Origin of the sequence: Aquimarina sp. AD1 (assembly GCF_003443695.1) — a bacterium.
Classification (GTDB): Bacteria; Bacteroidota; Bacteroidia; order Flavobacteriales; family Flavobacteriaceae; genus Aquimarina; species Aquimarina latercula.
Genome location: NZ_CP031966.1, coordinates 1,934,420 through 1,958,123 on the forward strand (window position 1 = coordinate 1,934,420; position 23,704 = coordinate 1,958,123).

24 protein-coding genes and 1 riboswitch are annotated in these 23,704 nt (G+C 32.1%); of the genes, 13 read left to right on the top strand and 11 right to left on the bottom strand.

Annotation, left to right across the window (positions count from 1 at the left end):
* Positions 1 to 297: 297 nt before the first annotated feature.
* The 5 genes from D1815_RS23595 to D1815_RS08670 all read right to left on the bottom strand — a co-directional run bounded on the left by D1815_RS23595 (position 298) and on the right by D1815_RS08670 (position 5,959).
* Entirely contained in the window at positions 298 to 462 is a 165-nt protein-coding gene (locus D1815_RS23595; protein ID WP_155839703.1) for a hypothetical protein, read from the bottom strand.
* 46 nt (positions 463 to 508) lie between these two features.
* Entirely contained in the window at positions 509 to 646 is a 138-nt protein-coding gene (locus tag D1815_RS23600) for a hypothetical protein (protein ID WP_162897351.1), read from the bottom strand.
* A 491-nt stretch (positions 647 to 1,137) separates the two neighbouring features.
* A complete protein-coding gene (locus D1815_RS08660; RefSeq protein WP_027393808.1) occupies positions 1,138 to 1,809 on the bottom strand; it encodes a response regulator in 672 nt (223 codons plus the stop codon).
* Positions 1,810 to 1,918: 109 nt separating this feature from the next.
* Complete coding sequence (locus D1815_RS08665; protein ID WP_118386635.1) at positions 1,919 to 3,970, bottom strand: tetratricopeptide repeat-containing sensor histidine kinase; 2,052 nt, start codon at positions 3,968 to 3,970, stop codon at positions 1,919 to 1,921.
* Positions 3,971 to 5,221: 1,251 nt separating this feature from the next.
* Positions 5,222 to 5,959 carry a LytTR family DNA-binding domain-containing protein gene (locus D1815_RS08670; protein ID WP_027393810.1) on the bottom strand — a complete coding sequence of 246 codons (738 nt, stop codon included), beginning with the start codon at positions 5,957 to 5,959 and terminating at the stop codon, positions 5,222 to 5,224.
* Between the two features lie 438 nt (positions 5,960 to 6,397).
* Between D1815_RS08670 and D1815_RS08675 the strand changes: the two genes are divergently transcribed.
* From D1815_RS08675 to purB, 3 genes are all read left to right on the top strand, one after another.
* On the top strand, positions 6,398 to 7,075 hold the full coding sequence (locus D1815_RS08675; protein WP_118386636.1) for an NAD-dependent deacylase: 678 nt from the start codon (positions 6,398 to 6,400) through the stop codon (positions 7,073 to 7,075).
* A gap of 24 nt (positions 7,076 to 7,099) precedes the next feature.
* The gene (locus D1815_RS08680; protein ID WP_118386637.1) at positions 7,100 to 7,651 is read left to right on the top strand and encodes an adenylosuccinate lyase; all 552 of its coding nucleotides are present in this window, start codon (positions 7,100 to 7,102) and stop codon (positions 7,649 to 7,651) included.
* A 159-nt stretch (positions 7,652 to 7,810) separates the two neighbouring features.
* On the top strand, positions 7,811 to 9,154 hold the full coding sequence (gene purB, locus D1815_RS08685) for an adenylosuccinate lyase (protein WP_118386638.1): 1,344 nt from the start codon (positions 7,811 to 7,813) through the stop codon (positions 9,152 to 9,154).
* A gap of 83 nt (positions 9,155 to 9,237) precedes the next feature.
* On the opposite strand, the gene D1815_RS08690 is transcribed toward purB, so the two are convergent.
* The 4 genes from D1815_RS08690 to D1815_RS08705 form a co-directional block, all read right to left on the bottom strand.
* On the bottom strand, positions 9,238 to 9,786 hold the full coding sequence (locus D1815_RS08690; RefSeq protein ID WP_027393814.1) for a DUF4252 domain-containing protein: 549 nt from the start codon (positions 9,784 to 9,786) through the stop codon (positions 9,238 to 9,240).
* A 112-nt stretch (positions 9,787 to 9,898) separates the two neighbouring features.
* Positions 9,899 to 10,432: a DUF4252 domain-containing protein gene (locus D1815_RS08695; RefSeq protein ID WP_027393815.1), complete on the bottom strand. Its 534-nt coding sequence runs from the start codon at positions 10,430 to 10,432 to the stop codon at positions 9,899 to 9,901.
* 49 nt (positions 10,433 to 10,481) lie between these two features.
* Positions 10,482 to 10,970 carry a hypothetical protein gene (locus tag D1815_RS08700; RefSeq protein WP_118386639.1) on the bottom strand — a complete coding sequence of 163 codons (489 nt, stop codon included), beginning with the start codon at positions 10,968 to 10,970 and terminating at the stop codon, positions 10,482 to 10,484.
* Positions 10,957 to 11,466, bottom strand: coding sequence for an RNA polymerase sigma factor (locus tag D1815_RS08705; RefSeq protein ID WP_027393816.1), 510 nt, complete (start codon positions 11,464 to 11,466; stop codon positions 10,957 to 10,959). Before D1815_RS08705 ends, D1815_RS08700 begins: the two co-directional genes overlap by 14 nt.
* A 138-nt stretch (positions 11,467 to 11,604) precedes the next feature.
* On the opposite strand from D1815_RS08705, the gene D1815_RS08710 reads away from it, so the two are divergent.
* Positions 11,605 to 13,011, top strand: a complete 1,407-nt coding sequence (locus D1815_RS08710; protein ID WP_118386640.1) for a S41 family peptidase — start codon at positions 11,605 to 11,607, stop codon at positions 13,009 to 13,011.
* Between the two features lie 82 nt (positions 13,012 to 13,093).
* Here the strand turns inward: D1815_RS08710 and D1815_RS08715 are convergent, their stop codons facing one another.
* Complete coding sequence (locus D1815_RS08715; protein ID WP_027393818.1) at positions 13,094 to 15,049, bottom strand: TonB-dependent siderophore receptor; 1,956 nt, start codon at positions 15,047 to 15,049, stop codon at positions 13,094 to 13,096.
* A gap of 76 nt (positions 15,050 to 15,125) precedes the next feature.
* A riboswitch (cobalamin riboswitch) is annotated at positions 15,126 to 15,392 on the bottom strand.
* A gap of 79 nt (positions 15,393 to 15,471) precedes the next feature.
* Here D1815_RS08715 and D1815_RS08720 point away from each other — a divergent pair.
* Genes D1815_RS08720 through cobC form a run of 5 tightly spaced genes read left to right on the top strand, consistent with a single transcriptional unit; the run spans position 15,472 to position 18,646 of the window.
* The gene (locus D1815_RS08720; protein ID WP_027393819.1) at positions 15,472 to 15,975 is read left to right on the top strand and encodes a bifunctional adenosylcobinamide kinase/adenosylcobinamide-phosphate guanylyltransferase; all 504 of its coding nucleotides are present in this window, start codon (positions 15,472 to 15,474) and stop codon (positions 15,973 to 15,975) included.
* On the top strand, positions 15,976 to 17,010 hold the full coding sequence (gene cobT / locus D1815_RS08725) for a nicotinate-nucleotide--dimethylbenzimidazole phosphoribosyltransferase (protein WP_118386641.1): 1,035 nt from the start codon (positions 15,976 to 15,978) through the stop codon (positions 17,008 to 17,010). It begins immediately after the preceding gene.
* Positions 17,011 to 17,023: 13 nt separating this feature from the next.
* A complete protein-coding gene (locus D1815_RS08730) occupies positions 17,024 to 17,332 on the top strand; it encodes a hypothetical protein (RefSeq protein ID WP_118386642.1) in 309 nt (102 codons plus the stop codon).
* 49 nt (positions 17,333 to 17,381) lie between these two features.
* Positions 17,382 to 18,143: an adenosylcobinamide-GDP ribazoletransferase gene (locus tag D1815_RS08735; RefSeq protein WP_118386643.1), complete on the top strand. Its 762-nt coding sequence runs from the start codon at positions 17,382 to 17,384 to the stop codon at positions 18,141 to 18,143.
* Complete coding sequence (gene cobC / locus D1815_RS08740; protein WP_118386644.1) at positions 18,128 to 18,646, top strand: alpha-ribazole phosphatase; 519 nt, start codon at positions 18,128 to 18,130, stop codon at positions 18,644 to 18,646. The genes D1815_RS08735 and cobC overlap by 16 nt, the downstream gene beginning before the upstream one ends.
* Here the strand turns inward: cobC and D1815_RS08745 are convergent.
* Positions 18,643 to 19,290, bottom strand: a complete 648-nt coding sequence (locus D1815_RS08745; protein WP_118386645.1) for a diphthine--ammonia ligase — start codon at positions 19,288 to 19,290, stop codon at positions 18,643 to 18,645. The genes cobC and D1815_RS08745 overlap by 4 nt on opposite strands.
* A gap of 87 nt (positions 19,291 to 19,377) precedes the next feature.
* On the opposite strand from D1815_RS08745, the gene D1815_RS08750 reads away from it, so the two are divergent.
* The 4 genes from D1815_RS08750 (at position 19,378) to D1815_RS08765 (ending at position 23,616) form a co-directional block, all read left to right on the top strand.
* Positions 19,378 to 20,517 (top strand): ABC transporter substrate-binding protein, encoded by a 1,140-nt coding sequence (locus D1815_RS08750; protein WP_027393825.1) that lies wholly within the window; start codon positions 19,378 to 19,380, stop codon positions 20,515 to 20,517.
* Positions 20,518 to 21,549, top strand: a complete 1,032-nt coding sequence (locus D1815_RS08755) for an iron ABC transporter permease (RefSeq protein WP_027393826.1) — start codon at positions 20,518 to 20,520, stop codon at positions 21,547 to 21,549.
* A 68-nt stretch (positions 21,550 to 21,617) separates the two neighbouring features.
* Positions 21,618 to 22,427: an ABC transporter ATP-binding protein gene (locus tag D1815_RS08760; RefSeq protein WP_118386646.1), complete on the top strand. Its 810-nt coding sequence runs from the start codon at positions 21,618 to 21,620 to the stop codon at positions 22,425 to 22,427.
* Positions 22,428 to 22,566: 139 nt separating this feature from the next.
* Positions 22,567 to 23,616, top strand: coding sequence for a hypothetical protein (locus D1815_RS08765; RefSeq protein WP_118386647.1), 1,050 nt, complete (start codon positions 22,567 to 22,569; stop codon positions 23,614 to 23,616).
* Positions 23,617 to 23,704: the final 88 nt, after the last annotated feature.

Sequence of the window (23,704 nt, forward strand, 5' to 3'; positions counted from 1 at the left end):
GCAAAACATATTAAAGAGATATTTCCCTTTAAAAAATACATAAATTATTCACAAAAATTCCCCACAAAATAAAAAAATAATCAAAAATTTAATTTTAAAAAATATGGGGAATATTACATCTTAAAAACAATTTGTAACAAAAGTCTAATTAATGAACAAACAATACCAGTTAACAATTAAATTCAAATAGCAATTAACCTCACATAGTATTAGTTTTAACCATTACTTTCAATAAAAAAACCCTCCGATCAAGGAAGGTTTTACTATTGTTTATATGTCATAATGTTGTCTAAGTCATTATTCTCCGGTAATACATGTGCATTGACCTGTAAAGATGTTTCCTTGAACAGTTCCTGGACAATAATCACTACAACTACTCATAACATAATCACCACCGTGAACTGTTTTTTGTGCATTTTTACTTAATACAGTTACACCGATAACACTTTTTAGATTTTTCATAATTAAATAATTTTAGGTTTATATTAAAGGATATGGGGTATATTGATTACTCTCCTGTAATACAAGTGCACTGTCCGGTAAAAATATTACCCTGCACTGTTCCTGGGCAATAGTCGCTACAGCTAGCCATAACATAATCCCCTCCATGAACAGTTTTTTGTGCTTTTTTACTTAAAACACTCACACCCTGTAAACTTGATAACTTTTTCATAATTAAAATAAATTTGATTTTTCTGTAAACATTTTACGACACTTACAGATTATGTCGAAAATCCATATTATGATATTCTTCTAAAAAACATCATATATCTTATGATTTCAGAAAAAGGAACTATAAAAAGAAAGTTTGTGTGAAGTATTAAAGCACATTATTAATACGTTGCTAATCTACTGAAAATCAAATATAAATACATTGTATCCATTACGGCTTTGCCTCAATTAACAACAGAATTAACGCTAATCAAGAAAAATAGATTACAGATCATAAAAAAAAGTTAATTTTATTCAAAATTAAGGGAAAAATCCCCTGTATAAAAATTAGATTATTCCATTTTTTTTATGTTTAACTTGGTGGTATTACAATATTTTACTCTCTATCAATATATTACCAAATAAAAAAAGGATAGCAAATAGCTATCCTTCTTATCATATTAGTTTAAAAAAGTGTTTTATATCCTATACAAAACCTCTTTTACGTGCTTCTTCTAATAATTTTTGATCATCTGCCTTTGCAATAGAAAACATTTCTTTTATCTGATTCTTACGCTTCTCAATTGCACTCAATGACAAACTTACGTAATTAGGTAAATTCTTTGTTTTTACACCTCTAGACAAATGATATAAAATCTTTAGGTTTTTCTCATCTAACGAGAAGTTATTAGTCATCATTTTTCTAAAATGATTATTCACCGTAGCGCTATAATAAGGAGTACCACTTACTATATTATTAAAAGCCAATAATAACTCACTAGAAGTAAGATCACTTTTTATTAAAAATCCTGATGGATTTATATTCTTTAATATATTATGAATCCTATGATCTTCTCTATGCATGGTAAGAATAATAATCTTAGCCTTAGGTAATAATTCTTTTGCATGTTTTGCTAAATCCTCTCCGGATGTAATTTTCCCATCAGAAGAAGGTGGTAATTTAATGTCCACAAAAAGCATATCATAAGGAGTCGTCTTAGAAGATTTTAGAATATTATCATATGCATCATCACAATTGGATGCGATATCTATTTTAATCTGATATTCTTTTTGATTTTCTCCTAATAAGGTGTTCTTGTATCCCTCAATAATCATTGGATGATCATCAATCATAAGAACTTTTAACTTTTTCTTCATCTTTAAAATTTTGTGTGTCAGTTGTTATCCTATCGGTTCTATATAGTAGTAACTATAGTTATCACCTATTATTATATGGAAAACCGGATCAGACAACTTTTTACATTAATTAAATTGGTATACCAACAGATACTTTTGTACCTGAATCCTGATTACTTATAAAATCTACTACACCATCCATTTGAGTAACTCTAGATGTAATATTTTTTAAACCAATTCCCCTTTTGACCTTACTGCTTTTGAATCCTATTCCATCATCTAAAATAGTAAGATTTATTTTATCATCCACATAATCGAAGTTTATTTTTACGCTTTTTGCACGAGCGTGCTTAAATATATTCTGCAAAGACTCTTGTATAATACGGAACAGATTTACTTTTTTCTGATCATCTACCGTCTCCCAATCTATGTTTTCATCATTAGCAAATGCAAAATCCATTTTATGTACCGTACATAAATCACTCACCAAACTCTCTACTACATCCACATAAGCAATATCGGGTGATAAGGTTTCTGTACCAAGATCATGGGAGATCAATCTAATTTCTCGTTCTATGGATTTTAACTCGTCTATATATTTATTTCTGGCATCTGTAAATCCATCATTAGCTCGCTGATTGATCCCATCCAGACTTAATCGTACACCAAACAATCTACCCAACACACCATCATGCAACTCCTCGGACATACGATGTTGTTCTAGTTTACGCCCTTCTTCTAATTTTAATTGCTGACTAAGTAGTAAACGATAAATCTCTTGATTGGATTGTTGCTGATTCTGCTCGAATAGTAATTCTTTATTACTCTGCTGCTGTTTAAAAATTACATATCCCAATAAGGATAATACAGATAACCCAAGAATTGCAAAAACTAAATATTGATTTTCTCGGCTTATCTGAGCTATTTCTTCTACTTTCTCCTCAGTTTCAAATTGAATACGAGCAAATTTGTTAACATATGCTCTCTCCTCTTTAATTAAGCTATCATTAAGTTTAATATGCTTTTGTGCATACATCAACCCTTCATCACTACCCGAAACCTCCGTTAATAATTGATATGCTTTTAATAATTCAACATTATTATTAACTATTGGAGCAGCTTCTTTAACTTTTAAAGCATATAGTTTAGCTAAACTATCATTTACTTGAGCTTTATAGTATTCCGAATAGTGTAAATTAATAGTAGAAAGACCTACTATATCATTTACACTATCCCTCATCTTATAGGACTTATCAAATAAACTTAAAACACTTGGATCATCTTTATTTTCCAAAAATCTTACGTAAGCCAAATTATCAAGCAGCCTTGCTTTTCTTTTAGGTCTCTTTGTTAAAAATTCTTCATAAGACAGACCTTTATTATAGAATTTTTCAGCTTCTTCATAATTTTCTAAAGATTTATAAACAGTCCCAATATTATTATAAGAAAGAGTCGCATACAAAACATCTTTTGGAGTATTTCTAGCTACTTCAATAGCTTTTTCGTGATATTCAATTGCGTCGCCATAACGCTCCAAATACTTTGCAACGATACCTAAGGTCGAATAACACAATGGAAGATATTTAAGGTTACCAGATAATTCAAATTTTTCTATTGCTTGAATAACGAGATGTTCACTTTCACTATAATCCTTTACTTTTAAAGACAATTTAGCTAAATCAATCAAAGTTCTCCCATGATCATAAGAATAACCCAATGGATCCCTATTTTTATTATCAACAAAAGCTCTATATATTTCATCTGCTTTATAAAAGTTACTATATGCACTATCCAACTGGTTTCTTCGAAAATACATTCCTTTATAACCATAAGATTTGGCAATTGCAATTGAATCTTTAAGGTAAACAGCTAATTTTAAAGTTTTATCATTTATATTTTTAAACTTTTCATATTGACCCAATTTGTTATATTCAATAACTATTTGTTGAAGCTTCTCTACTTTAAATGAACTATCATCAATAGTAGATACATGACCATAAGCTATATCTAAACTTTCAATTCTTTCTTTGTCATTTTTAGTTAAATCAATTGCCTTTTTTATATTCTCATTAATTAATTTTTTTTTCACTTCTGAGCCATGAATTTCATCTGTTTCATTAGTGCACGAAAGAAAAGAACTAAAGGAAAGAAAAAGCAATACAAGTTTTAAAAAAAAATTCATCTCAAGTTTAATTTATTTTAAAATTAATTAAAAAATAAAGGGAACACAATACATGTTCCCTTTATTTTTTATCAAAATGATAGTAAATCTATCAATATCGTCAAAAATTAATCCTGTACTTCTTCAGATTCATCTTCACCTGCTAAAGTTTCAACTTCTATTTCATCAATCCCTACTTCTTCATTGATACTGTCTGACTCACAAGCGATGAACATTGAACTTACGAATAATACTGCGAATATAGTTTTTATAGCTTTCATAACGGTTTATCTTTTATAATTATATTTTATTCTGGTTTGTAATTATTTGTTTTTAAAATTTTTCCTTTTCAAGACTTTTTTTGCCCTGCTCGAATAGACTTTCATCTATTCTAATTTTTGTTGTTAAGGATTTCGCTGGCCAGCTAATACTTAGATTTCTCTTTGTATATCCTTTTTAGTAAATGTGTAATAGGTTGATAACCTTAATTGTACACTACAAATGTAGGGAGATTGCCCCCTCGCGCCTAATATATTAAGGTGTGTTTAGTGGATGGGTACCTCTAAGAAGTAGATGGGTAGATCATACGAGTAGATGACCCGATTTTAAAAAACAGCAAAAAGTGTAGGAAATAGATTACTCTTCTAGTTTAGATAAAAAAACCATAAAAAAAGCTTAAAAAAAACAAAAATCAAGTAAAAAGAATCTTTTGTTCTTTTCATGAACTAAATCACCTGGACCCCTGAAAAAGAATGGATTATAGATATTCCCCAAAATTTTACAAAAAAATTCCCTTTATTAACTGTAGGTATTTAGCTTCAGAATAAATAGAAAAAATCCCCATGTCTCAAAAACCATCTAACAACAAACAAACACCAGATAGCACCGGGAATTTTTTTATTCAAAAAACAAACTTATACATACGTAACAACATTACAGAAATATGAAACCAAAAAGATAAAGTAACACAAATTGCACCTAGGAAAATAAGGGAATTATACAACCACAAAATTCACTTGCTTCCAATCAACAAGAAAATTTAGCTATCAAAACAAAAATAATCCAGACAGAAAATTCCTCCTTTAATATTCTCAAATTCTATTAAAAACAAAAAACCTCCCTAAATTGGGAGGTTTTATATACCTGCGTTCTATTATACAAATGATATTGTGTGATATATTATCAAATAAAACAATTTAGATGTCATCATACACATTTACTAGATACTTATAAGTAACATCCTAATCATTATCAGTCCCATAGTGTTTTTTATTACACATATAAGAAACTATTTTTTGCCAGTGTATCCTTGATCTCTTCTACATTTGTCTTATATGATTTAGAAAAAGGAATCATATCACTGGTGTTCTTAATAGCACATTTTGCTTTACCAAAATGTATCCTAGATACATATTTAGTATTGATTATATAACTATTATGGATGCGAACAAAATGATCTGGTAATAGATTCTGAAAGTGCTTAAGCGTCTTAAAAGCTTCTACCTTATTACCACTGCTCATCATAAAATCCGTAGTATTATTATCCGCTTTTAGATATAATACTTCGTCAATATTAACAAAGCGATAATCTCCATAAGACTTAAAGCACAGCGTATTATCCAACACTTCATCAAAGTCCTTCTCGAACCTTAATAAGGTTTTAATAAGATCACTTTTGCTTAGAGGTTTTAGGATATAATCCAGCACACTATTACGTATACCTTCTATAGCATACTCGGTAGTTTTAGTCATAATGATAAACTCAGGCAAGTTTGTCATATACTTAGTTAGTTCTGACAATAAATTATACTGTGTTTTGGACGATTGAACTCCCGGAACTTCCGGTTCAAGAAAAACCAATCTAGGTTTTCTTTCTAAAATTAAGTCCAACGCTTCTTGCTCATTTTTAGCAATTCCGGTACAGATATAATCATTGTGATCTTCTAATGCGATCTGAATTGTGCGTGCAGAATTCTGATCATTATCAATAATGATGTAAGGGTATTTCATGAGGTAAACAATTAAAGGTTAGCGTTGGTTATTAAATACTGTCAGTATTCAAAAAAAAATTGTACACATTTACTGACTACAAGTTATGTTTTTTAATAATATCAAGGTTACGGTAAAACCACAATATTAATACGGAGCCGTACTATTAACGGGGTTTAAGAGGATTTCTTTGATCGAAATATATTGCATGTTATCGGTTTATGGGGTTTAGATTCTCTAAACGAAAAAAGAAAAGAATTAGTATATATGACTTAAAAAAAGTGAAATTTACCTAGAAAACACAGGATAAACGAATGTTTTGCACAATTACTAGTAATCAAACATTTACAGTTCACATCTAATTTTTATAAATCATGCTATCCATGAATTCTATTATTTTATTTAGAAACAGATCTACTAATTAAAATATTTTAAATAGTTTTAGAAAAACAAATTCTAATGAAAAACGTAGTTGTGTTCACGGGCGCAGGAATTAGTGCAGAAAGTGGTATTAATACCTTTAGAGATGCTAATGGATTATGGGAAGGTCATGATATTATGGAAGTCGCCTCCCCAATCGGATGGAATAACAACCCCAAATTAGTATTAGACTTCTATAACAAAAGACGAAGTCAGTTACATACCGTAGCCCCCAACAAAGGCCATTTAGCGCTGGTAGAATTAGAAAAAACTCATAACGTAACAGTTATCACCCAAAATGTTGATGATCTCCATGAACGTGCAGGAAGTAGTAATGTGGTGCACTTACACGGAGAACTCTTAAAAGTCCGAAGTCAATTTGATGAGAATCTAGTTTTAGATTGGAAAACAGATCTTAATCTTGGTGACTTATGTGAACATAATTCTCAGTTACGACCACACATTGTATGGTTTGGAGAAGAGGTACCTATGCTGGATAAGGCTATAAAAATTACAGAACAAGCAGATATTCTGATTATTATAGGAACTTCTATGCAAGTGTACCCGGCCGCTAGTTTGGTTCAATTTGCTCCTGTAAATACACCTATATATTTTATAGACCCTAAACCTGCTATTTCTCCAAAAGAAAATCTAACCATATTAGCAGAAAAAGCTACAATTGGTGTCCCAAAAGTGGTACAAGAATTAGCTGGATAGTAAACATATAATAACTAAAAACTAATGATTAATCTAGAAGAGGAAATTAAAAACACCAACCACTCTAGAGAAAAACGAAGCCATTTTGCAAACTTAATCTTGCAAAACCCTGAGTTATTACCTCAACTTATAGAAATCTGCAATCAAGTGGATGATGAGATCTCATGTAGAGCATCGTGGGGGTTAGAGTTTTTATGTAAAAAAAAGTTAGAAGCTATTTTACCTTATATAGATGCCTTTGTAGAACTCATCCCTAAAGTTCATCAAGATCCTGCAGTACGCCCCATGGCAAAAATATGTGAATACCTAATACTCGCCTACTATAAAGAGAAACTACCTGTAGTTCGTGAAATGCTCTCAACATTACATTTAGAAAAAATAACAGAAACCTGTTTTGATTGGCTCATTTCTGATCAAAAAGTAGCTCCTAAGGCTTATTCCATGACCAGTTTATACCTTCTCGGAACGGAGTTCGATTGGATACACCCAGAACTAAAGATTACATTAGAAAACAACTACCATAGTGGCAGTGCTGCTTATAAAGCTCGATCCCGAATGATTTTAAAAAAGATATAGAGAATTAATATAAATCATAATTTCTATCTATATAATTATGAAATTCATATAAATCTTCAATTTTAATCTTTGATATGTAGACAATCAAAAAATCGTTCTTTGTACTTCGTTATTCCTTATTAAATAAATTATCTTTGCACCTTTCAAAAAATCAACGTTATGTCATTATCTCCTCTGCAAGCTATTTCGCCAATTGATGGTCGTTATGCTTCTAAAACACAATCATTAAGCACATATTTTAGCGAAGAAGCCTTAATAAAGTATCGTGTATTGGTAGAAATAGAATACTTTATTGCTTTATGTGAGATTCCATTACCGCAATTAAAAGATATTGATGCAGCAATTTTTGAAAAACTAAGAAAAATCTACACAGAATTTTCTACTGAAGATGCTCAAGCAATAAAGGACATAGAAAAAGTTACCAACCACGATGTAAAAGCGGTTGAATATTTTATAAAAGAAAAGTTTGACATTCTAGGTTTACAGGAATATAAAGAGTTTATACATTTTGGTTTAACATCTCAGGATATTAATAACACTGCCATACCATTAAGCATTAAAGAATCAATCGGCGATGTGTATATCCCTCAATATTTAGAATTATTAGCTAAACTAAAATCATTAGTAGAAGAATGGTCTGATGTCTCTATGTTAGCGCGTACACATGGGCAACCTGCCTCTCCTACTCGATTAGGAAAAGAGTTTCAGGTATACGTAACAAGATTAGAAGCTCAATTTGATTTATTAAATGATATTCCTAGCGCTGCTAAATTTGGTGGAGCTACAGGTAACTACAATGCTCACAAAGTTGCATATCCTTCAATTGATTGGAAAGATTTTGGAACTCGTTTTGTACAAGAAAAACTAGGATTATATCACTCTTTCCCAACAACTCAGATTGAGCATTATGATCATATGGCAGCTTTATTTGATGGATTAAAACGTATTAATACTATTATACTAGATTTGGATCGTGATATATGGACGTACGTGTCTATGGATTATTTTAAACAAAAAATCAAGAAAGGCGAAGTTGGATCTTCTGCTATGCCACATAAAGTAAACCCTATTGATTTTGAAAATAGCGAAGGAAACATTGGTATTGCTAATGCATTATTCGAGCATTTATCTGCCAAACTACCAGTTAGTAGATTACAACGAGATCTAACAGACAGTACTGTACTAAGAAATGTAGGTGTTCCTTTTGGGCATACATTAATTGCTTTTCAGGCTACTCTAAAAGGGTTAAACAAGTTATTGCTTAACAAAGAAAAGTTTGCTCAGGATCTTGAGAATAATTGGGCTGTAGTTGCAGAGGCTATTCAGACAATCCTAAGAAGAGAAGGATATCCAAATCCGTACGAAGCATTAAAAGGACTTACAAGAACGAATGCTGCAATAAATCAAAATTCTATTTCAGAATTTATAGAGACGCTTGAGGTTTCTGATACTATAAAAACAGAACTAAAAGCCATCACTCCATCTAATTATACAGGAATATAGTTGATTAGAATTATCAAATAAAGTCAAACAAAAAAGCTTCGACCCTGTAAGTCGAAGCTTTTTTTGTTATATATAGACAACTATTAATCGATTTTTACATCTCCTAAAATATCTTTTATAGCACCGATATCTACATCTCCTTTATCAATAGCATTCATCAGTTTTGCTACGTTTCCTGGTTTCATATCATCACCTAACACTCTCACTAAAGCCAAACCTCGATCTCCATTAGATGCAAACACAATCATCTCATCAATATTATCTTCTTCTCCCTGAAACTTTAACACTGCTTTGGTTCCATTAGAACCAAACCGCATTAAGGTTTCATATTTATTAGCTTCTAGTATTGTATTGATTTTTGCTTTTTCTTCTTCGTATCTTGTTTTTGTTCCTTCCTTAAGAGGTAGTGCTAAAAAATTAACTTTTTTGATACTTTCTAGCGCTTCTCTCTCGTCATCAGAAAGATTTACTTTTTTAGTTCTAGCATCTAGTAGACTTGTTGCTAGGTCTACTGCAACAAAATCTGCATCACCTTGATGATCCACAAAATACCTTTGGAGTGATGTTTCACTGTTACAACTTATAAATAGCATCCCGAAGACTACTAACGTTAGTTTTATTATATTTTTCATTTTAATTGGTTTTTATTCGTACTAGCCGAACAGGTTGATTTGATTGATGATAAGCTTCCTCAGGTATTCCTACCTAAAGAAGCTTGGGTGTAACTTAAACTAAAATATAAGCTTAATTTTTCTTATTCACTTTCTTAAGTTCTTCTCCTCCAGGAACATTTAAGTGATCTGCAATTTTAGAAACTTGCCTTAGGTCAATATCTCCAGTAATAGTCATTACTACTGTATTAGGGCCTCCATCATTTTCCATTCCTTCTAAAAACATAAATAATTCAGTAACGTAATTATCATTTTTACCAGGCTTAGAGTAAAACTTTACGTTTTTTCCATCGCTTTTAAAACGCATTAATTCATCTAATGAGGTACTCTTAAGATACTTTTGCACATCTGCTTTCATCTTCTGACCTATTTCATTTTTTTCGGTAACAAAGATTTTAATGTTTTCAATATTTTCTACTAGGTTTACATAATCTTTGATTTCAGGATCATTACTTTCTAGATCCATCTTACTTAATAACTTAAACATTTTACTAGTTACTACAATAGATGACACATCGTTCATGTCTTCGTATTTATCAAAATTGCTTTGTGCAATAGAAATATATGGTACAAATGCTACTAATAGTATGATTACAAACTTTTTCATAATTAATTCATTTTAAGATATTCCTTTGTTATAGGAATAATATTCGTTTTTATTTTATTAATTTATTTTTGGCTGTTTCGAACTCGTTTAAATACACTAATTCTTTTTTAGCTGTATCGAACTCGTTCAGGTAGACCAAATCCTTTTTGCCCTCATTCATTAAACTAGCTACCAAATCAAGGGCTTCTTTGGTTTTTTGCAATGCTAATTCAGGATCATCATAGGTACCATATACACCTTCTGGATCAACTCCTGCAGGAATATCTTTTATAAACAGCCCCACAATCAAGGCTATTGATGCAGCTACACCTATCCAGGTATACCAGGGTACTCTACTTGTACTAGTATTTAAACTAATTTCAGAACTAGCAGTTACTTGACTTTCTTCAGAAAAAAACTGAAACAAATCTTTATATTTCTCCAAATGTGACGGCACGCTTTCTCCGGTAAAATAAACCTTTAATTCTTTTTCTTCAGAAAGTGTCGTTTCTCCTTCAAAATACTTATCCAGTAGTTTTTCTAGTTTAGCCAACTCCATAATTGTGTTTTTTTAATAATTCTTCTCTTATTATTTTTCTTCCTCTCGATAATGCTACTCTAACCGCTGTTTCATTCATCTCTAACATTTCGGCAATTTCTGCATTATTGTATTGTTCTATATCTCTTAGCTGGATTATCATACGTTGTTGTTCTGGTAATCCATCCATAATTTTACCTACCCAATCTAGACTATCCTTAGCCTCTACTTGTCGTTGTAATGAGGGACGTTCATCTTTATAATTACTATGTACAATTTTTAAGTTTCCACTTTCTTTTGCCTTCAACTTATCATAGCAATAGTTCTTAGTCATTGTCATCGCAAATGCTTCTACATTTTTATACTCAGCCATTTTTGTTTTATTCCTCCATAGCTTTAGTAATATTTCTTGCGTAGCATCTTCTGCTTCTTCATTACTCACCAACAATCTTTTAGCCAACCTGTACAGCTTGTCTTTAAAACCATTGGTAAGCGATATAAATGCTCTTTCCTTCATATTGTGTTGGTTGGTTGTTACAAAACTAACTTGTTAGCTTTATATAAGGGAGACGACTATACATATAATTTGTTACACATTTTTTTAAAATTATAATAAAGTCCCTATTTTTAGGGTTATATAAAACAAAAAAAGTTTATGAAATTGCTAAAATATTTTACTGCGCTTCTTTTCTTAGGAAGTATAGTTACCGGTTGTTTTGATGATAATGATGATGTAATACAACCTTCTTCTGATCTCGACATTAAAGATTTTATAAGAAGAGGAATGAATGTATGGTATCTATATAAGGAAGATGTCCCAGATTTAGCAGATGATCGCTTTTCTTCTAATGGAGAATACACCGATTTCTTAAACTCTTTTAATTCTCCAGAATCATTTTTCGATCACTTAGTTGCAGATCAAGATGAATTTAGTTGGATTGTTAGTGATTATATTGCATTAGAACAATTGTTAGATGGCATTACATTAAACAATGGAATGGAATTCGGATTAGTTCGATACCCAAATGAACCAACACAAGTTTTTGGATACGTTCGTTATGTATTACCCGGAACAGATGCTGAAGCTAAAGGAATAAAAAGAGGAGATATCTTTAATACTATCGATGGAACTCAAATCACAGATTCAAATACAACCACCTTACTATCTCCTGAGTCATACACTATTGGTTTAGCAACTTTTGATGGAACTAACATTACACCAACAGGAGAATCTGTTTCTCTAACAAAAACGCAGTATACAGAAAACCCAGTTTTTTTAGCTAAAACTTTAAATGTGGGAGGAAACCCTGTTGGATATCTAATGTATAATGGGTTTAGATCTAATTTTGAAGCAGAACTTAATAATGCTTTTGGTCAATTTAAATCTGATGGTGTTACTGATTTTATATTAGATCTACGATATAATGGTGGAGGTGATACAGAAACCACTAAGGACTTAGCTAGTATGATTACAGGACAATTTAATGGCGAAGTTTTTACTACAGAAGAGTGGAATTCTGATAGACAACCACAATTTGGGGACACCAATCGTTTTGACAATCAGATAAGAAATGGAGATGGAATCAATAGTCTTAACCTTAGTAGAGTATACATCCTAACCACGAATAGATCGGCTTCTGCGAGTGAATTAATAATAAATGGTTTAGACCCTTATATTACAGTAACTCAAATAGGAGATGTAACTAGAGGTAAGTTCCAAGCATCAACTACCATTTATGATTCTGATAATTATTTTAGATCCGGAACAAATCTGAATCTTGGTCATACTTATGCGATGCAACCTTTGATTTTAAAAACTATCAACTCCGTTGGTTTTACGGATTATTTTAATGGATTTACTCCCGAAATAAGTAATCCAGAGGACTATAGTAACCTGGGAGTACTTGGAGATCCTGATGAACCACTTCTTAATGCTGCTATTAACGCTATCTTGGGTAATCGAAGCAACATACAGAACAAAAATATTAAGTTTAGCGAATTGGGAGACAGTAATATGCATCAACCTGACTACGAAAGAATGTATAAAACCTTTGATAAGTAAAGATTAAAACAAACCAAATACTAACAAAAAAGTTCCCAGGCGTTTATGTCTGGGAACTTTTTTATATTTAAAAATGCAAGTTTTAAAACTTCAAATTAAATCCTATTCGAGCATTTCTCCCTCTGGTGCTAAAACCAAAAACCTCTTGATAGTCTTCATTCGTTATATTATTCATAGCTGCATAAATGCTAAGGTTATCCATTAATTGATGACTAATGTAAAAATCTAATATCCCATAACTATTCAATGTTCTTGATTCTGATGCAAAAGTTGTAAAATCCGTAAAACGCCCTTCTCTTTCATCGTTATACTGATAACTTAGTGACACAAAAGATTTGGATGACATATTATACCCAATACTAGCATTAAATTTAATTTCTGGAATACCAATTCTGGAAAGTTCTTCATCCACATTAGTATAGGTAAAATTACCTCTTAATACCATTTTATCATTCATTAACTTAGAACTAACCTCAAACTCTAATCCATCGGTTGTAAACTCTTCTGATATATTCTGGTATTGAAAAACAAAATTCCCTGTATCAATAAAATCAACCGCGTTCTCCTGATTACGTGTAAAATACACTGCGCTCATTGTAGTTTTCTTATCTAAGGATAACTCAGCACCAACCTCAATAGTACTATTCTCTTCCGGTTCTAAATCAGAATTCCCAAAACTCGGTGAGAACAACTGAAACAATGATGGTGTGATATAGGCGGTACTATACGATGCCAATCCTTTAATATAATTTCCTCCAAAAGTATATGTAAATGATGGATTAACATTGTACACCATATGATTACCATATGCGCTATGAATATTCAATCTTGCTCCTGCATTGACTTGAAAACCAAAATCAGATACGTATACCAAATTCACATAAGGATCAATAATATCAAAATCTGCCTGATGGTCATTAATGGTCTGAATAAACTCTTCTCCTCTGCCAGACGCACTAAATCCATTATAATCATTATATGATCCATTAGCACCAATTACAGTATACAACCAGTTACCAAATTTATACTTATTATATGCATCAAACGTATATACTCTACTCTCACTTCTCGAAGGAAAATCCGTCAAGAATTCTCTTTCTAACAATGCATAACTATCCACAAAAGTAAAACTTCCGTTAGGATATTTAGCTTCCCAAAAACTTCCTCCTCTTACTTGTCTACTGGTTCCATTATTGTTTCCATCAATCCCGTTTCCAACATCAAATTCATTCTTGTAATCATCTATATTACCAAAAAAGTGAAACCTAAAGTTTTTATTCCATTGATATCCTAGCTTAGCATATACATTATATTTAGAATATGAATCACTTTCGAATTCTTGTGATGATGTATCTTCATCCAGTTTTTCTGCTTCAGACAATCCATCTGTAAATTGGTTACTAAAACTGGCCAAATAGTTAACTTTTCCAATAGTTCCATTTATAGACGCTGAATTTACAAATTCATTCACATCATACTCCTGATCTTCCTGGGATTGATTCGTTCCAAGACTAGAAGAAAATTGTGCAGAAATAGCTTTTTTGCTCTCTTTTTTCGTTATTATATTTATAACTCCTGTAGCCGCTCCAGAGCCAAATAGTGTACTTGAAGCACCTTTTAGAATCTCAATAGATTCTATTTGATTTAAAGCTAATAACCGAAGGTCAAATTCTCCTGATATTGTAGATGGATCATTAACCGTAACACCATCAATTCTAATAACCACTTGACGATTAGAACCTCCTCTGATATTATAATTTAAATTCTTACCGGCTCCACTATTACTACCATTAATTTCAATTCCGGCTACCCTGTTTAATACAGTAGCAAGAGATTGTCCTTGGCTGCGCTCAAGTTCCTCTGAGCTAATTTTAGTAATTACCTTACCGCTTTGTTCTCTCTTTAATTTAAATTTCGAATCAGAAATTACCACTTCATCTAATTCGTTTACCTTTTCTTCTTGGTTTACTTCTTGCGCTGAAATAACCTGAGCTCCTAACATAATTAGCGTAGCCCCAAAAAACACTTTTTTGTTCATTTCCTAAATGACTTAATTTTACAATTACCGGAAAAAAGTATGCAGTTTACCCATACCTAAACTTCTATCCCGAAAGTTTGACATATCGAATTTAGGCAGGTCTCCTGGCTTACGTCTTATTGTTTACCTTCCCATTCCGAAAATGTCGAAACAGTGGTTATAAAGAAATAACAATAAGCGCCTACTACGTTACTGAAATAACAATCAGTCTCGATTTGGCAAAGTTTACAGTTGCGGGAACAGCTCAGGATTCATTCATTATAGATTTATAATTTATTCACCTGATTCCCTTTTAATTCTTAACACTTGAAAGTGTCTTAAAACCAAAATTCTGCGCGAATGTATCATATTTCTTCGAAAATGTGTTCTCTTTAATAAATAAATTAGTAATACTAGTATATTTACACTCTTAAAAACCACAAATGTTGTATTACGTAACAGGAGGAGAACGCTCAGGCAAAAGTAGTTATGCCCAAAATCTCGCATTAGAACTCTCGGATAATCCCACATATTTAGCGACTTCTAGAATTTGGGATGGAAACCATAGAGCACGTATTGATAGACATATTGCTGATCGAGACAATAGATGGGTCTCCATTGAGGAAGAAAAAGAGCTATCTAAAGTTGTCGATGATGATACAACAGTGGTTATTGATTGCGTAACTCTATGGCTTACTAATTTCTTTGTAGATACCAAAAATGACATTGAACTTTCTTTATTACAAGCAAAAGCAGAGTTTGATAAACTCTTAAAAATTAACGCTACTATTATCATAATATCCAATGAAATTGGAATGGGAGTCCACGCCTCGACAGAGATTGGTAGAAAATTTACAGAGTTACAAGGTTGGATGAATCAACATATAGCAAAACACGCTGATCAAGCAATACTAATGGTATCAGGAATACCTGTAAAAATAAAATAAATGAATTTCGAAATTTCTCCATTAGATAAGTCTTTAGAAAACGCAATACAACATAAAATTAATCTAAAAACTAAACCTGTTGGGTCCTTAGGCAAGCTTGAAAAAATAGCATTGCAAATAGGATTAATACAGCATAAAACAAATCCACAATTAAAACATCCAACAATTCTTGTTTTTGTTGGAGATCACGGAATCGCAGAAAAAGGTGAGGTAAATCCTTACCCGCAAATAGTTACGAAGCAAATGGTGTATAATTTTCTTAATGGTGGTGCAGCGATCAATTCATTTTGCATCCAAAATAAGATACATCTAGAAATTATTGATGCAGGAGTAAATCATGATTTTGATAATGTTCCGGGGCTAATTGATGCCAAAATAGCGTATGGAACTAAAAACTATGAAATAGAACCAGCAATGACAATAGATCAATGTAATAATGCTATTGCTAAAGCGTCTCGTATCGTTTTGGACACATTTCAAAACGGGTGTAATGTAATAGGTTTTGGTGAGATGGGAATTGGTAATTCTTCTGCAGCTGCATTATTGATGTCTCATTTTACAAAGATCCCAATTATGGAGTGTGTCGGTGCAGGGACTGGAGTTCAAGGAGACGCTATTAAAACAAAAAAAAGGATTTTAAAAACTGTTTTTGAAAAGCACAATCCCAATTCTCCTATAGAAACACTCACTACTTTTGGAGGTTTCGAAATTGCCATGATTACTGGAGCAATACTTAAAGCTGCAGAATTGAAAATGACCATTCTTATAGATGGTTTTATCGTAACTGCTTCCCTATTGGCCGCTAATGCAATTAATAAAAACGTATTGGACTATTGTATTTTTGCACATTCATCCGAGGAACAAGGGCATCAAAAAATATTAAACTTTCTAGAAAAAACACCTTTATTAAATCTAGGAATGCGATTAGGCGAAGGTACTGGTGCAGCGGTTGCATACCCCATTTTAGAATCTGCGGTATCATTCCTAAATAATATGGCTAGTTTTGAAGAAGCAGAAGTTACTACAAACGAATAAAACCTACTTCTAAATGAAAAAAGGAGTCTTATCCATATTGATCGCTACAATTGGTTTTTTCTTTACATATAAATATCATACGTTAATGTATGAAATACAAAATAGTCTTATCACTGGAAAGGAAATAAATTTCCTTTTTATTAATGATCTAGCATCATTTAGAAAATTATTTAAAATAGTTGTCATAATCGTCTCATTATTAAGTTTTTATTTAGGAATTATGAGTGTTTTAAAGAAAAGTAAAATTGGAATAGTAGGTATAATACTAGCTAGTATATTATTCATCTCCGTCTTTATAAATTTCTGGAAGTATTTTATTTAAAACTATTTTAAAAACATTAATATACACCAAAATCTAAGAGTTAATATTTATGAAAAAAGAGATCCATATATTTTTTACTGCTCTTATGTTTTTCACAAGAATCCCTTGTCCTAAATGGGTCAATCACGATCCAGGGTATTTACGTAAGAGTTCTAAGTACTTTCCTTTAGTGGGTATTTTAATTGGAGGAATTGGAGCTTCAATATTCTATGGATTCTCTTTCTTGTTCTCACTAGAAATCTCTTTACTTCTTTCTATGTTTAGTACTATTTATGCCACAGGAGCATTTCATGAAGATGGATTTGCAGATGTTTGCGATGGTTTTGGTGGTGGTTGGACTAAAGAAAAAATTCTTTTGATCATGAAAGATTCCCGATTAGGAACCTATGGAACTATTGGAATTTTGTTATTACTGGCGATTAAATTTTCTGCTTTAAGAGAAATAGCTCCCGTATATATTCCGTTAATTATAATCTCTGGTCATAGTCTTAGTAGGTTTATAGCGACCACACTTATTTTTACACATCCATATGTTCGTGATACCGAAGATAGCAAAGCTAAACCCGCAGCAAAGAGCATGAGTATTTCCATGCTTATGATTAGTGCTTTTTTTGGGATTGTTCCGTTAGTGTTTTTTCTAAATCCCTTAGTCTTTCTTACATTGATCCCTATGTATCTTTCTAAAATGTTTCTAGCAGCTAAATTTAAAAAATGGATAGGTGGCCAAACTGGTGATTGTGCTGGTGCGGTTCAACAGCTTAGTGAAGTAGTATTTTACCTTAGTATATTAGCGTTGTGGAAATATATCTAGTAAGACATACGACTCCTGATATTCAAAAGGGAATATGTTATGGACAAAGTGACCTAGACATCACAGATACTTTTAAATCTGAGGTTATTAAAATTCATAATCAAATACCAACCAAAGAAATATCTAAGATTTATAGCAGCCCACTAAAACGGTGTAAAATATTAGCAGAAACATTCTGTATCGAAACTATTTTTGATAACAGATTACAGGAATTAGATTTTGGTGATTGGGAATTAAAAAACTGGAATGATATTCCGCAAGAAGAACTAAATCCATGGATGGAAGATTTTGTAAATGTTAAGGTCCCCAATGGAGAATCTTATGTTATGTTACAGCATCGTATGATCCAGTTTTACAAATCTCTAGATCATTCTTTAAATAATAAAGTAATAATTGTAGCTCACGCAGGAGCCATAAGAGCTTTACTTGCTCATATTAGACAAATAGACCTCAAAGATTCTTTTAAAATAAAAATAAATTATGGAGATGTAATTAAAATCTAACCTAACCGTAGTGTCGCAAAATTATAGTTAGAAGAAGTTTCTTTTCCCACTACATGAACATCAAGTCGTTCTCTAAACAGCGGAGCATTTACCACTAATGTATGATACTCTCCATTTTCTCCACAAGCATCCACCCCTAAATTTTCTAAATCTTTGATAAGTTGTCTATCTATACTTCTTCCTAAAAAATCCGGTCCTAACGTATGATTACAAGAAACAATTAGGGCTTCAATTCCATGATCAATCATATTTAGCACCAACTGCTTTCTCGATTGTTGCCAGATAGGCAACATCGCTTTTAAACCTGCAGCTTTGGACACTTTCTCCTCCCAGTCCCTATGAGATTGAATATCAATATCTCCAAAAACAGCAGATTTTAAATCATATAAATCGGTTAGCTCTTTTAAGTTTTCGATATACAATCGTTCATAATCAGTCCATGTACTTTCAAAAAAATGGATAGGTAACTTCATAGCACTTGCCTGCGCTCCCAATATTTCTTTTGGAATTCCATGTGATCTAGACCGATCGCCATATTCATTGAGTACATTTAATAAAACCGCAGGCTCATGGCCTTGTTCAATAGCAATATGCATTGCATAACAGCTATCTTTCCCTCCACTCCAAGAACACAAAAATGACATGTCATATTATTTATCTGTACAAATTAACGGTAAATCATTATACGTTTTCAAAAAATATATCGAAGTTTGAAAAATATTCTAAATCACATGAAGCATTTCTATATCCTATTTGCATTATTTCTTTCTTTTCAATCATGTAAAAAGGAAAATAAAGAAAAGGTGTCAATAGCAACACAAAAACTTGTAGAACAAAAAGTCCAGTACGCAATAGGATTTACTATTCAAAACAAAGAGACCTATAAAGAAATAAAGATTACCTCTCCGTGGCCAGATGCCAAAAGTTCATTTACATATATACTGCATCCTAAAGGAACTGAAAAACCAACAGTAAACGGAAAAGTTTCGTATATCCAAATTCCAGTAGATAAAACTGTAGTTACTTCTACCACAGATATACCAATGTTAGAATATCTGAAATTAGAGAATAAATTAATTGGTTTTCCTCATTGTGATTATATCTCCTCAGAAAAAACGAGGGATTTAATTGATAATGGTTCTATTACTGAATTAGGTAACAATGGTCATCTAAACACCGAACTCACGCTAGAGCTAGCACCAGAACTTATTATTGGATATTCTGCTACCGGTGATACCAAAACGTATGATTTATTAGAAAAAACAGGGATTCCTGTTGTTATGAACGGATCTTGGATGGAACAACATCCATTGGGTCGTGCAGAATGGATAAAGTTTGTAGCAGCTTTTTATAACAAAGAAAAAGAAGCTGACAGCATTTTTAAAATGATTGAAAAAGATTATAATAAAGCAGCTACTTTAGCCAAAAATTCTCCAACATCTCCAACCATCTTATCCGGAAATATGTTTAAAGATGTATGGTATGTCCCTGGAGGAGATAGTTACGTTGCACAATTTTTAAAAGATGCTAACACAAAATATTTATGGGAGGAAACACCAAAAACAGGAAGCATTGCGTTAAATTTTGAAAGTGTACTTGAGAAAGCTCAAAATGCTGATCTTTGGATTGGTTCTGGATCTTCTAAATCTCTTTCAGAACTAAAAGAAAAAAACAATCGCTATACTTTTTTTGAAGCATTTAAAAATAAAACCGTATATTCTTCTACGTTAAAAACCGGTGCAAAAGGTGGGTTGATATATTATGAATTAGGTCCAATGCGTCCGGATTTAATTCTTAAAGATATAATCCAAATAGCACATCCCGAACTATTAACAGATTACGAACCTTATTTTTTCGAAAAACTGAACTAGTTGACCCCAAATAAATCATATAAAAGTGTTTTCATCATCATCATCATAGTACTCTTACTATGTTTTGTAGCTAATATAAGTCTTGGATCAGTATTAATTCCTTGGCTGGATACCCTAAAAAGTTTAGTAGGCATTTCGGTCGAAAAAGAATCTTGGAGACATATTATTATAGATTATAGATTACCGAAAGCTATTACTGCCGTAATTGTAGGAAGTGGATTAGGGATATCTGGACTATTAATGCAAACATTATTTAGAAATCCCTTAGCTGGACCTTTTGTTCTTGGTATCAGCTCTGGTGCAAGTCTTGGCGTAGCCTTATTGATTTTAGGAAGTGCATTAATAGGTGGAACCACGGCACTATTTTTAGTATCTAATTGGGGCTTAGTAGTTGCCGCTAGTCTAGGTAGTATATTAGTTTTATTCATGGTGATGTTGGTGTCAATTAGAGTTAGAGATACAATGGCAATTCTAATTATAGGATTAATGTTTGGTAGCATCACTGGAGCAATCGTAAGTGTACTTTCTTATTTTGCGCCGGCAGAGCAATTACAGCGTTACATTTTTTGGGGATTTGGAAGTTTAGGAAATTTATCTTGGATCGATGTATTAATTTTTTCTTGTATTGCTTTATTAGGAATTGTATTAGCGGTTTTTGCAATAAAACCTTTAAACACATTATTACTAGGAGAAAATTATGCCCGTAGTCTTGGACTAAACATTAAAAAAAGTCGTTTCTTGATTATTTTAGCGACTGGATTATTAGCAGGAAGTGTTACAGCATTTGCTGGACCAATAGCTTTTATAGGGCTAGCGGTACCGCATTTAACAAGACAATTATTTCATACTTCGGACCATAAAACATTGATTCCTGCAGTAATGCTAATAGGTAGTTTAATCATGTTGGTTTGTGATATTATCTCGCAATTGCCCGGAACTGAATATACATTACCAATAAATGCTATTACATCATTGATTGGAGCTCCAGTAGTCATCTGGTTATTAGTAAGAAAACGAAAAATGTTGTTTTAATTTAAGAAAATCAAGATAGTATAGAGTACCTAAAAAGATTCGATACTATATTAGATGAGTACATTACTATGGAAATAGAGTCATTAGATACTGAAAATCAAAATATCGTTCTAAAAACGGAAGATCTCTCTATTGGTTATAGTCAAAAAAATAATCTAGAAGTTGTAGCAGCAGATATCAATCTTAAATTATACGAAGGAGAACTTGTTGGGTTAGTTGGTGCAAATGGAATAGGAAAATCTACTTTGCTTAGAACACTATCTAAGGTACAGCCAGCATTACGTGGTGACATATTTTTATCTGATAAAGAAATTAGAAAATATAAAACTTCAGAATTAGCCTCGCAATTAAGTATCGTATTAACAGAACAGATTGCTTCAAAAAACCTAACTGTAAAAGAATTGGTTGCACTAGGAAGACAACCTTATACCAACTGGGTAGGTAAACTACTAGAGGAAGATATCGAAAAAATAAGAAAAGCTATAGAAGTTACTCATATAGAAGAACTCGTAGACAAAAGATGCTTCGAATTAAGTGATGGACAACTACAAAAAGTTCTTATAGCTCGAGCGATTGCGCAAGACACACCATTTATTATGTTAGATGAACCGACAACACATTTAGACGTTTATCATAAAGCATATATATTAAAGCTATTAAAACGTTTAGCCTTTGAAACTCAAAAGACGATTTTATTTTCCACACATGAGATTGATTTTGCAATTCAGTTATGTGATAAAATGATAGTCATGAATTCAGAAGGTTTCGAATTTGGCCGACCTAAAGAACTAATCCAATGTCGAGCATTTTCCGCTCTATTTCCAGAAGACCTTATTTTATTTGATCCGGAAACCGGAAGTTATAAAGTTAGGCACTAACTTTCCTAGTACAAATCACAAAGACATTCATCGAATAAACAACCCTTTTATAGAAAAAACGTATAATTTCTGTGTGGTTTACTCGGCCATTTTATACCTAAAACCAATACCTTCGCCGCTCAAATAAAACCTTAACAAAATGAACAAAATTTTTAGACTCAAATCAATCGCATTATTATCTGCTGTAACACTATTTATTACAAGTTGTAGTTCTGATAGTAATGATGATATTTTTATTGATCCTACTGACCCTACTACTTTTGATGGCGAACTTTCTGTTTTCGAAACAGGAAATGACAATCGCACAGTAACTATCGACGGAGCTAATGTATCTGGAACTAATGCAACTGTAAAAGTTTCTTTTCAATCCTCTAGTAATACAATGAGACGATTATATGTAACTCAAAATGTCTCTGGTTTTGGAGCGGCACCTTACGATTTTGCGGTTGCAGGTGTAACTGTAGATGATAAAAAAGACGGTTCTTTAGATCTATCATCTGATAATGGTGATGCATTCGAATTTGCAATTCCATTCCCAGTGCCTACTAGTGCGGATAGTAACATTGTATATACTATATGGGCCACAACTGGTCGTGGTGACTTTAGAGATATCTCTAAAAGAAATGCTATTAGTGATACTGCTATAGGAACTATTACTATTACTGGTAGTGGAACAAGTACTGCTAATGGTATAAAAACATTTACAAGTACACTATTAGCTGCACCTCTTGGTGATGGTTCTTCTGATACTTTTATGTCTGTATTTAACAATAAAGTTTACAAAATAAGTGAAGGTGAAGAAACAGCTGCTTTATGGGATTTTGGATATTATTATGGATTTACCCAAAATGCATCCCTTGCTTCAACTTCAAACTATCCTGAGCTTTTTGACACTGATAATGACAATGTTGCTGACGCTGCGGTATCTGGTCTTACCGGTGTAGCGCAAGATGAATTAAATAAATTCTATATTGCTACTTCGACTATTGATTTTGATGCTATTACTAGTGCCTCTGATCTAGATGTAATAACTCAGGCAACGACAGAAAGAGTTACAGGTCTATCAATGGGAGATGTTTTAGAATTTACAGATCAATATGGAAAAAAGGGTATGATCAAAGTTACAAACATTACCGGAACTGATGGTAACGACGGATCGATCACTCTTGACATCAAAGTTCAGATATAACCATAACACTTATATATATTTTAAATGGCTATTCGTTTTTCGGGTAGCCATTTATTTTTATAACTAAAAAGAAATGGTTGTATCCAGA

Excerpts from the sequence above, each read along its gene's own strand:
- D1815_RS23595 (WP_155839703.1), bottom strand. The coding sequence starts at position 462 with ATGAAAAATCTAAAAAGTGTTATCGGTGTAACTGTATTAAGTAAAAAT.
- D1815_RS08660 (WP_027393808.1), bottom strand. The coding sequence starts at position 1,809 with ATGAAGAAAAAGTTAAAAGTTCTTATGATTGATGATCATCCAATGATT.
- D1815_RS08665 (WP_118386635.1), bottom strand. The coding sequence starts at position 3,970 with ATGAATTTTTTTTTAAAACTTGTATTGCTTTTTCTTTCCTTTAGTTCT.
- D1815_RS08670 (WP_027393810.1), bottom strand. The coding sequence starts at position 5,959 with ATGAAATACCCTTACATCATTATTGATAATGATCAGAATTCTGCACGC.
- D1815_RS08675 (WP_118386636.1), top strand. The coding sequence starts at position 6,398 with ATGAAAAACGTAGTTGTGTTCACGGGCGCAGGAATTAGTGCAGAAAGT.
- D1815_RS08680 (WP_118386637.1), top strand. The coding sequence starts at position 7,100 with ATGATTAATCTAGAAGAGGAAATTAAAAACACCAACCACTCTAGAGAA.
- purB (WP_118386638.1), top strand. The coding sequence starts at position 7,811 with ATGTCATTATCTCCTCTGCAAGCTATTTCGCCAATTGATGGTCGTTAT.
- D1815_RS08690 (WP_027393814.1), bottom strand. The coding sequence starts at position 9,786 with ATGAAAAATATAATAAAACTAACGTTAGTAGTCTTCGGGATGCTATTT.
- D1815_RS08695 (WP_027393815.1), bottom strand. The coding sequence starts at position 10,432 with ATGAAAAAGTTTGTAATCATACTATTAGTAGCATTTGTACCATATATT.
- D1815_RS08700 (WP_118386639.1), bottom strand. The coding sequence starts at position 10,970 with ATGGAGTTGGCTAAACTAGAAAAACTACTGGATAAGTATTTTGAAGGA.
- D1815_RS08705 (WP_027393816.1), bottom strand. The coding sequence starts at position 11,466 with ATGAAGGAAAGAGCATTTATATCGCTTACCAATGGTTTTAAAGACAAG.
- D1815_RS08710 (WP_118386640.1), top strand. The coding sequence starts at position 11,605 with ATGAAATTGCTAAAATATTTTACTGCGCTTCTTTTCTTAGGAAGTATA.
- D1815_RS08715 (WP_027393818.1), bottom strand. The coding sequence starts at position 15,049 with ATGAACAAAAAAGTGTTTTTTGGGGCTACGCTAATTATGTTAGGAGCT.
- D1815_RS08720 (WP_027393819.1), top strand. The coding sequence starts at position 15,472 with ATGTTGTATTACGTAACAGGAGGAGAACGCTCAGGCAAAAGTAGTTAT.
- cobT (WP_118386641.1), top strand. The coding sequence starts at position 15,976 with ATGAATTTCGAAATTTCTCCATTAGATAAGTCTTTAGAAAACGCAATA.
- D1815_RS08730 (WP_118386642.1), top strand. The coding sequence starts at position 17,024 with ATGAAAAAAGGAGTCTTATCCATATTGATCGCTACAATTGGTTTTTTC.
- D1815_RS08735 (WP_118386643.1), top strand. The coding sequence starts at position 17,382 with ATGAAAAAAGAGATCCATATATTTTTTACTGCTCTTATGTTTTTCACA.
- D1815_RS08745 (WP_118386645.1), bottom strand. The coding sequence starts at position 19,290 with ATGTCATTTTTGTGTTCTTGGAGTGGAGGGAAAGATAGCTGTTATGCA.
- D1815_RS08750 (WP_027393825.1), top strand. The coding sequence starts at position 19,378 with ATGAAGCATTTCTATATCCTATTTGCATTATTTCTTTCTTTTCAATCA.
- D1815_RS08760 (WP_118386646.1), top strand. The coding sequence starts at position 21,618 with ATGGAAATAGAGTCATTAGATACTGAAAATCAAAATATCGTTCTAAAA.
- D1815_RS08765 (WP_118386647.1), top strand. The coding sequence starts at position 22,567 with ATGAACAAAATTTTTAGACTCAAATCAATCGCATTATTATCTGCTGTA.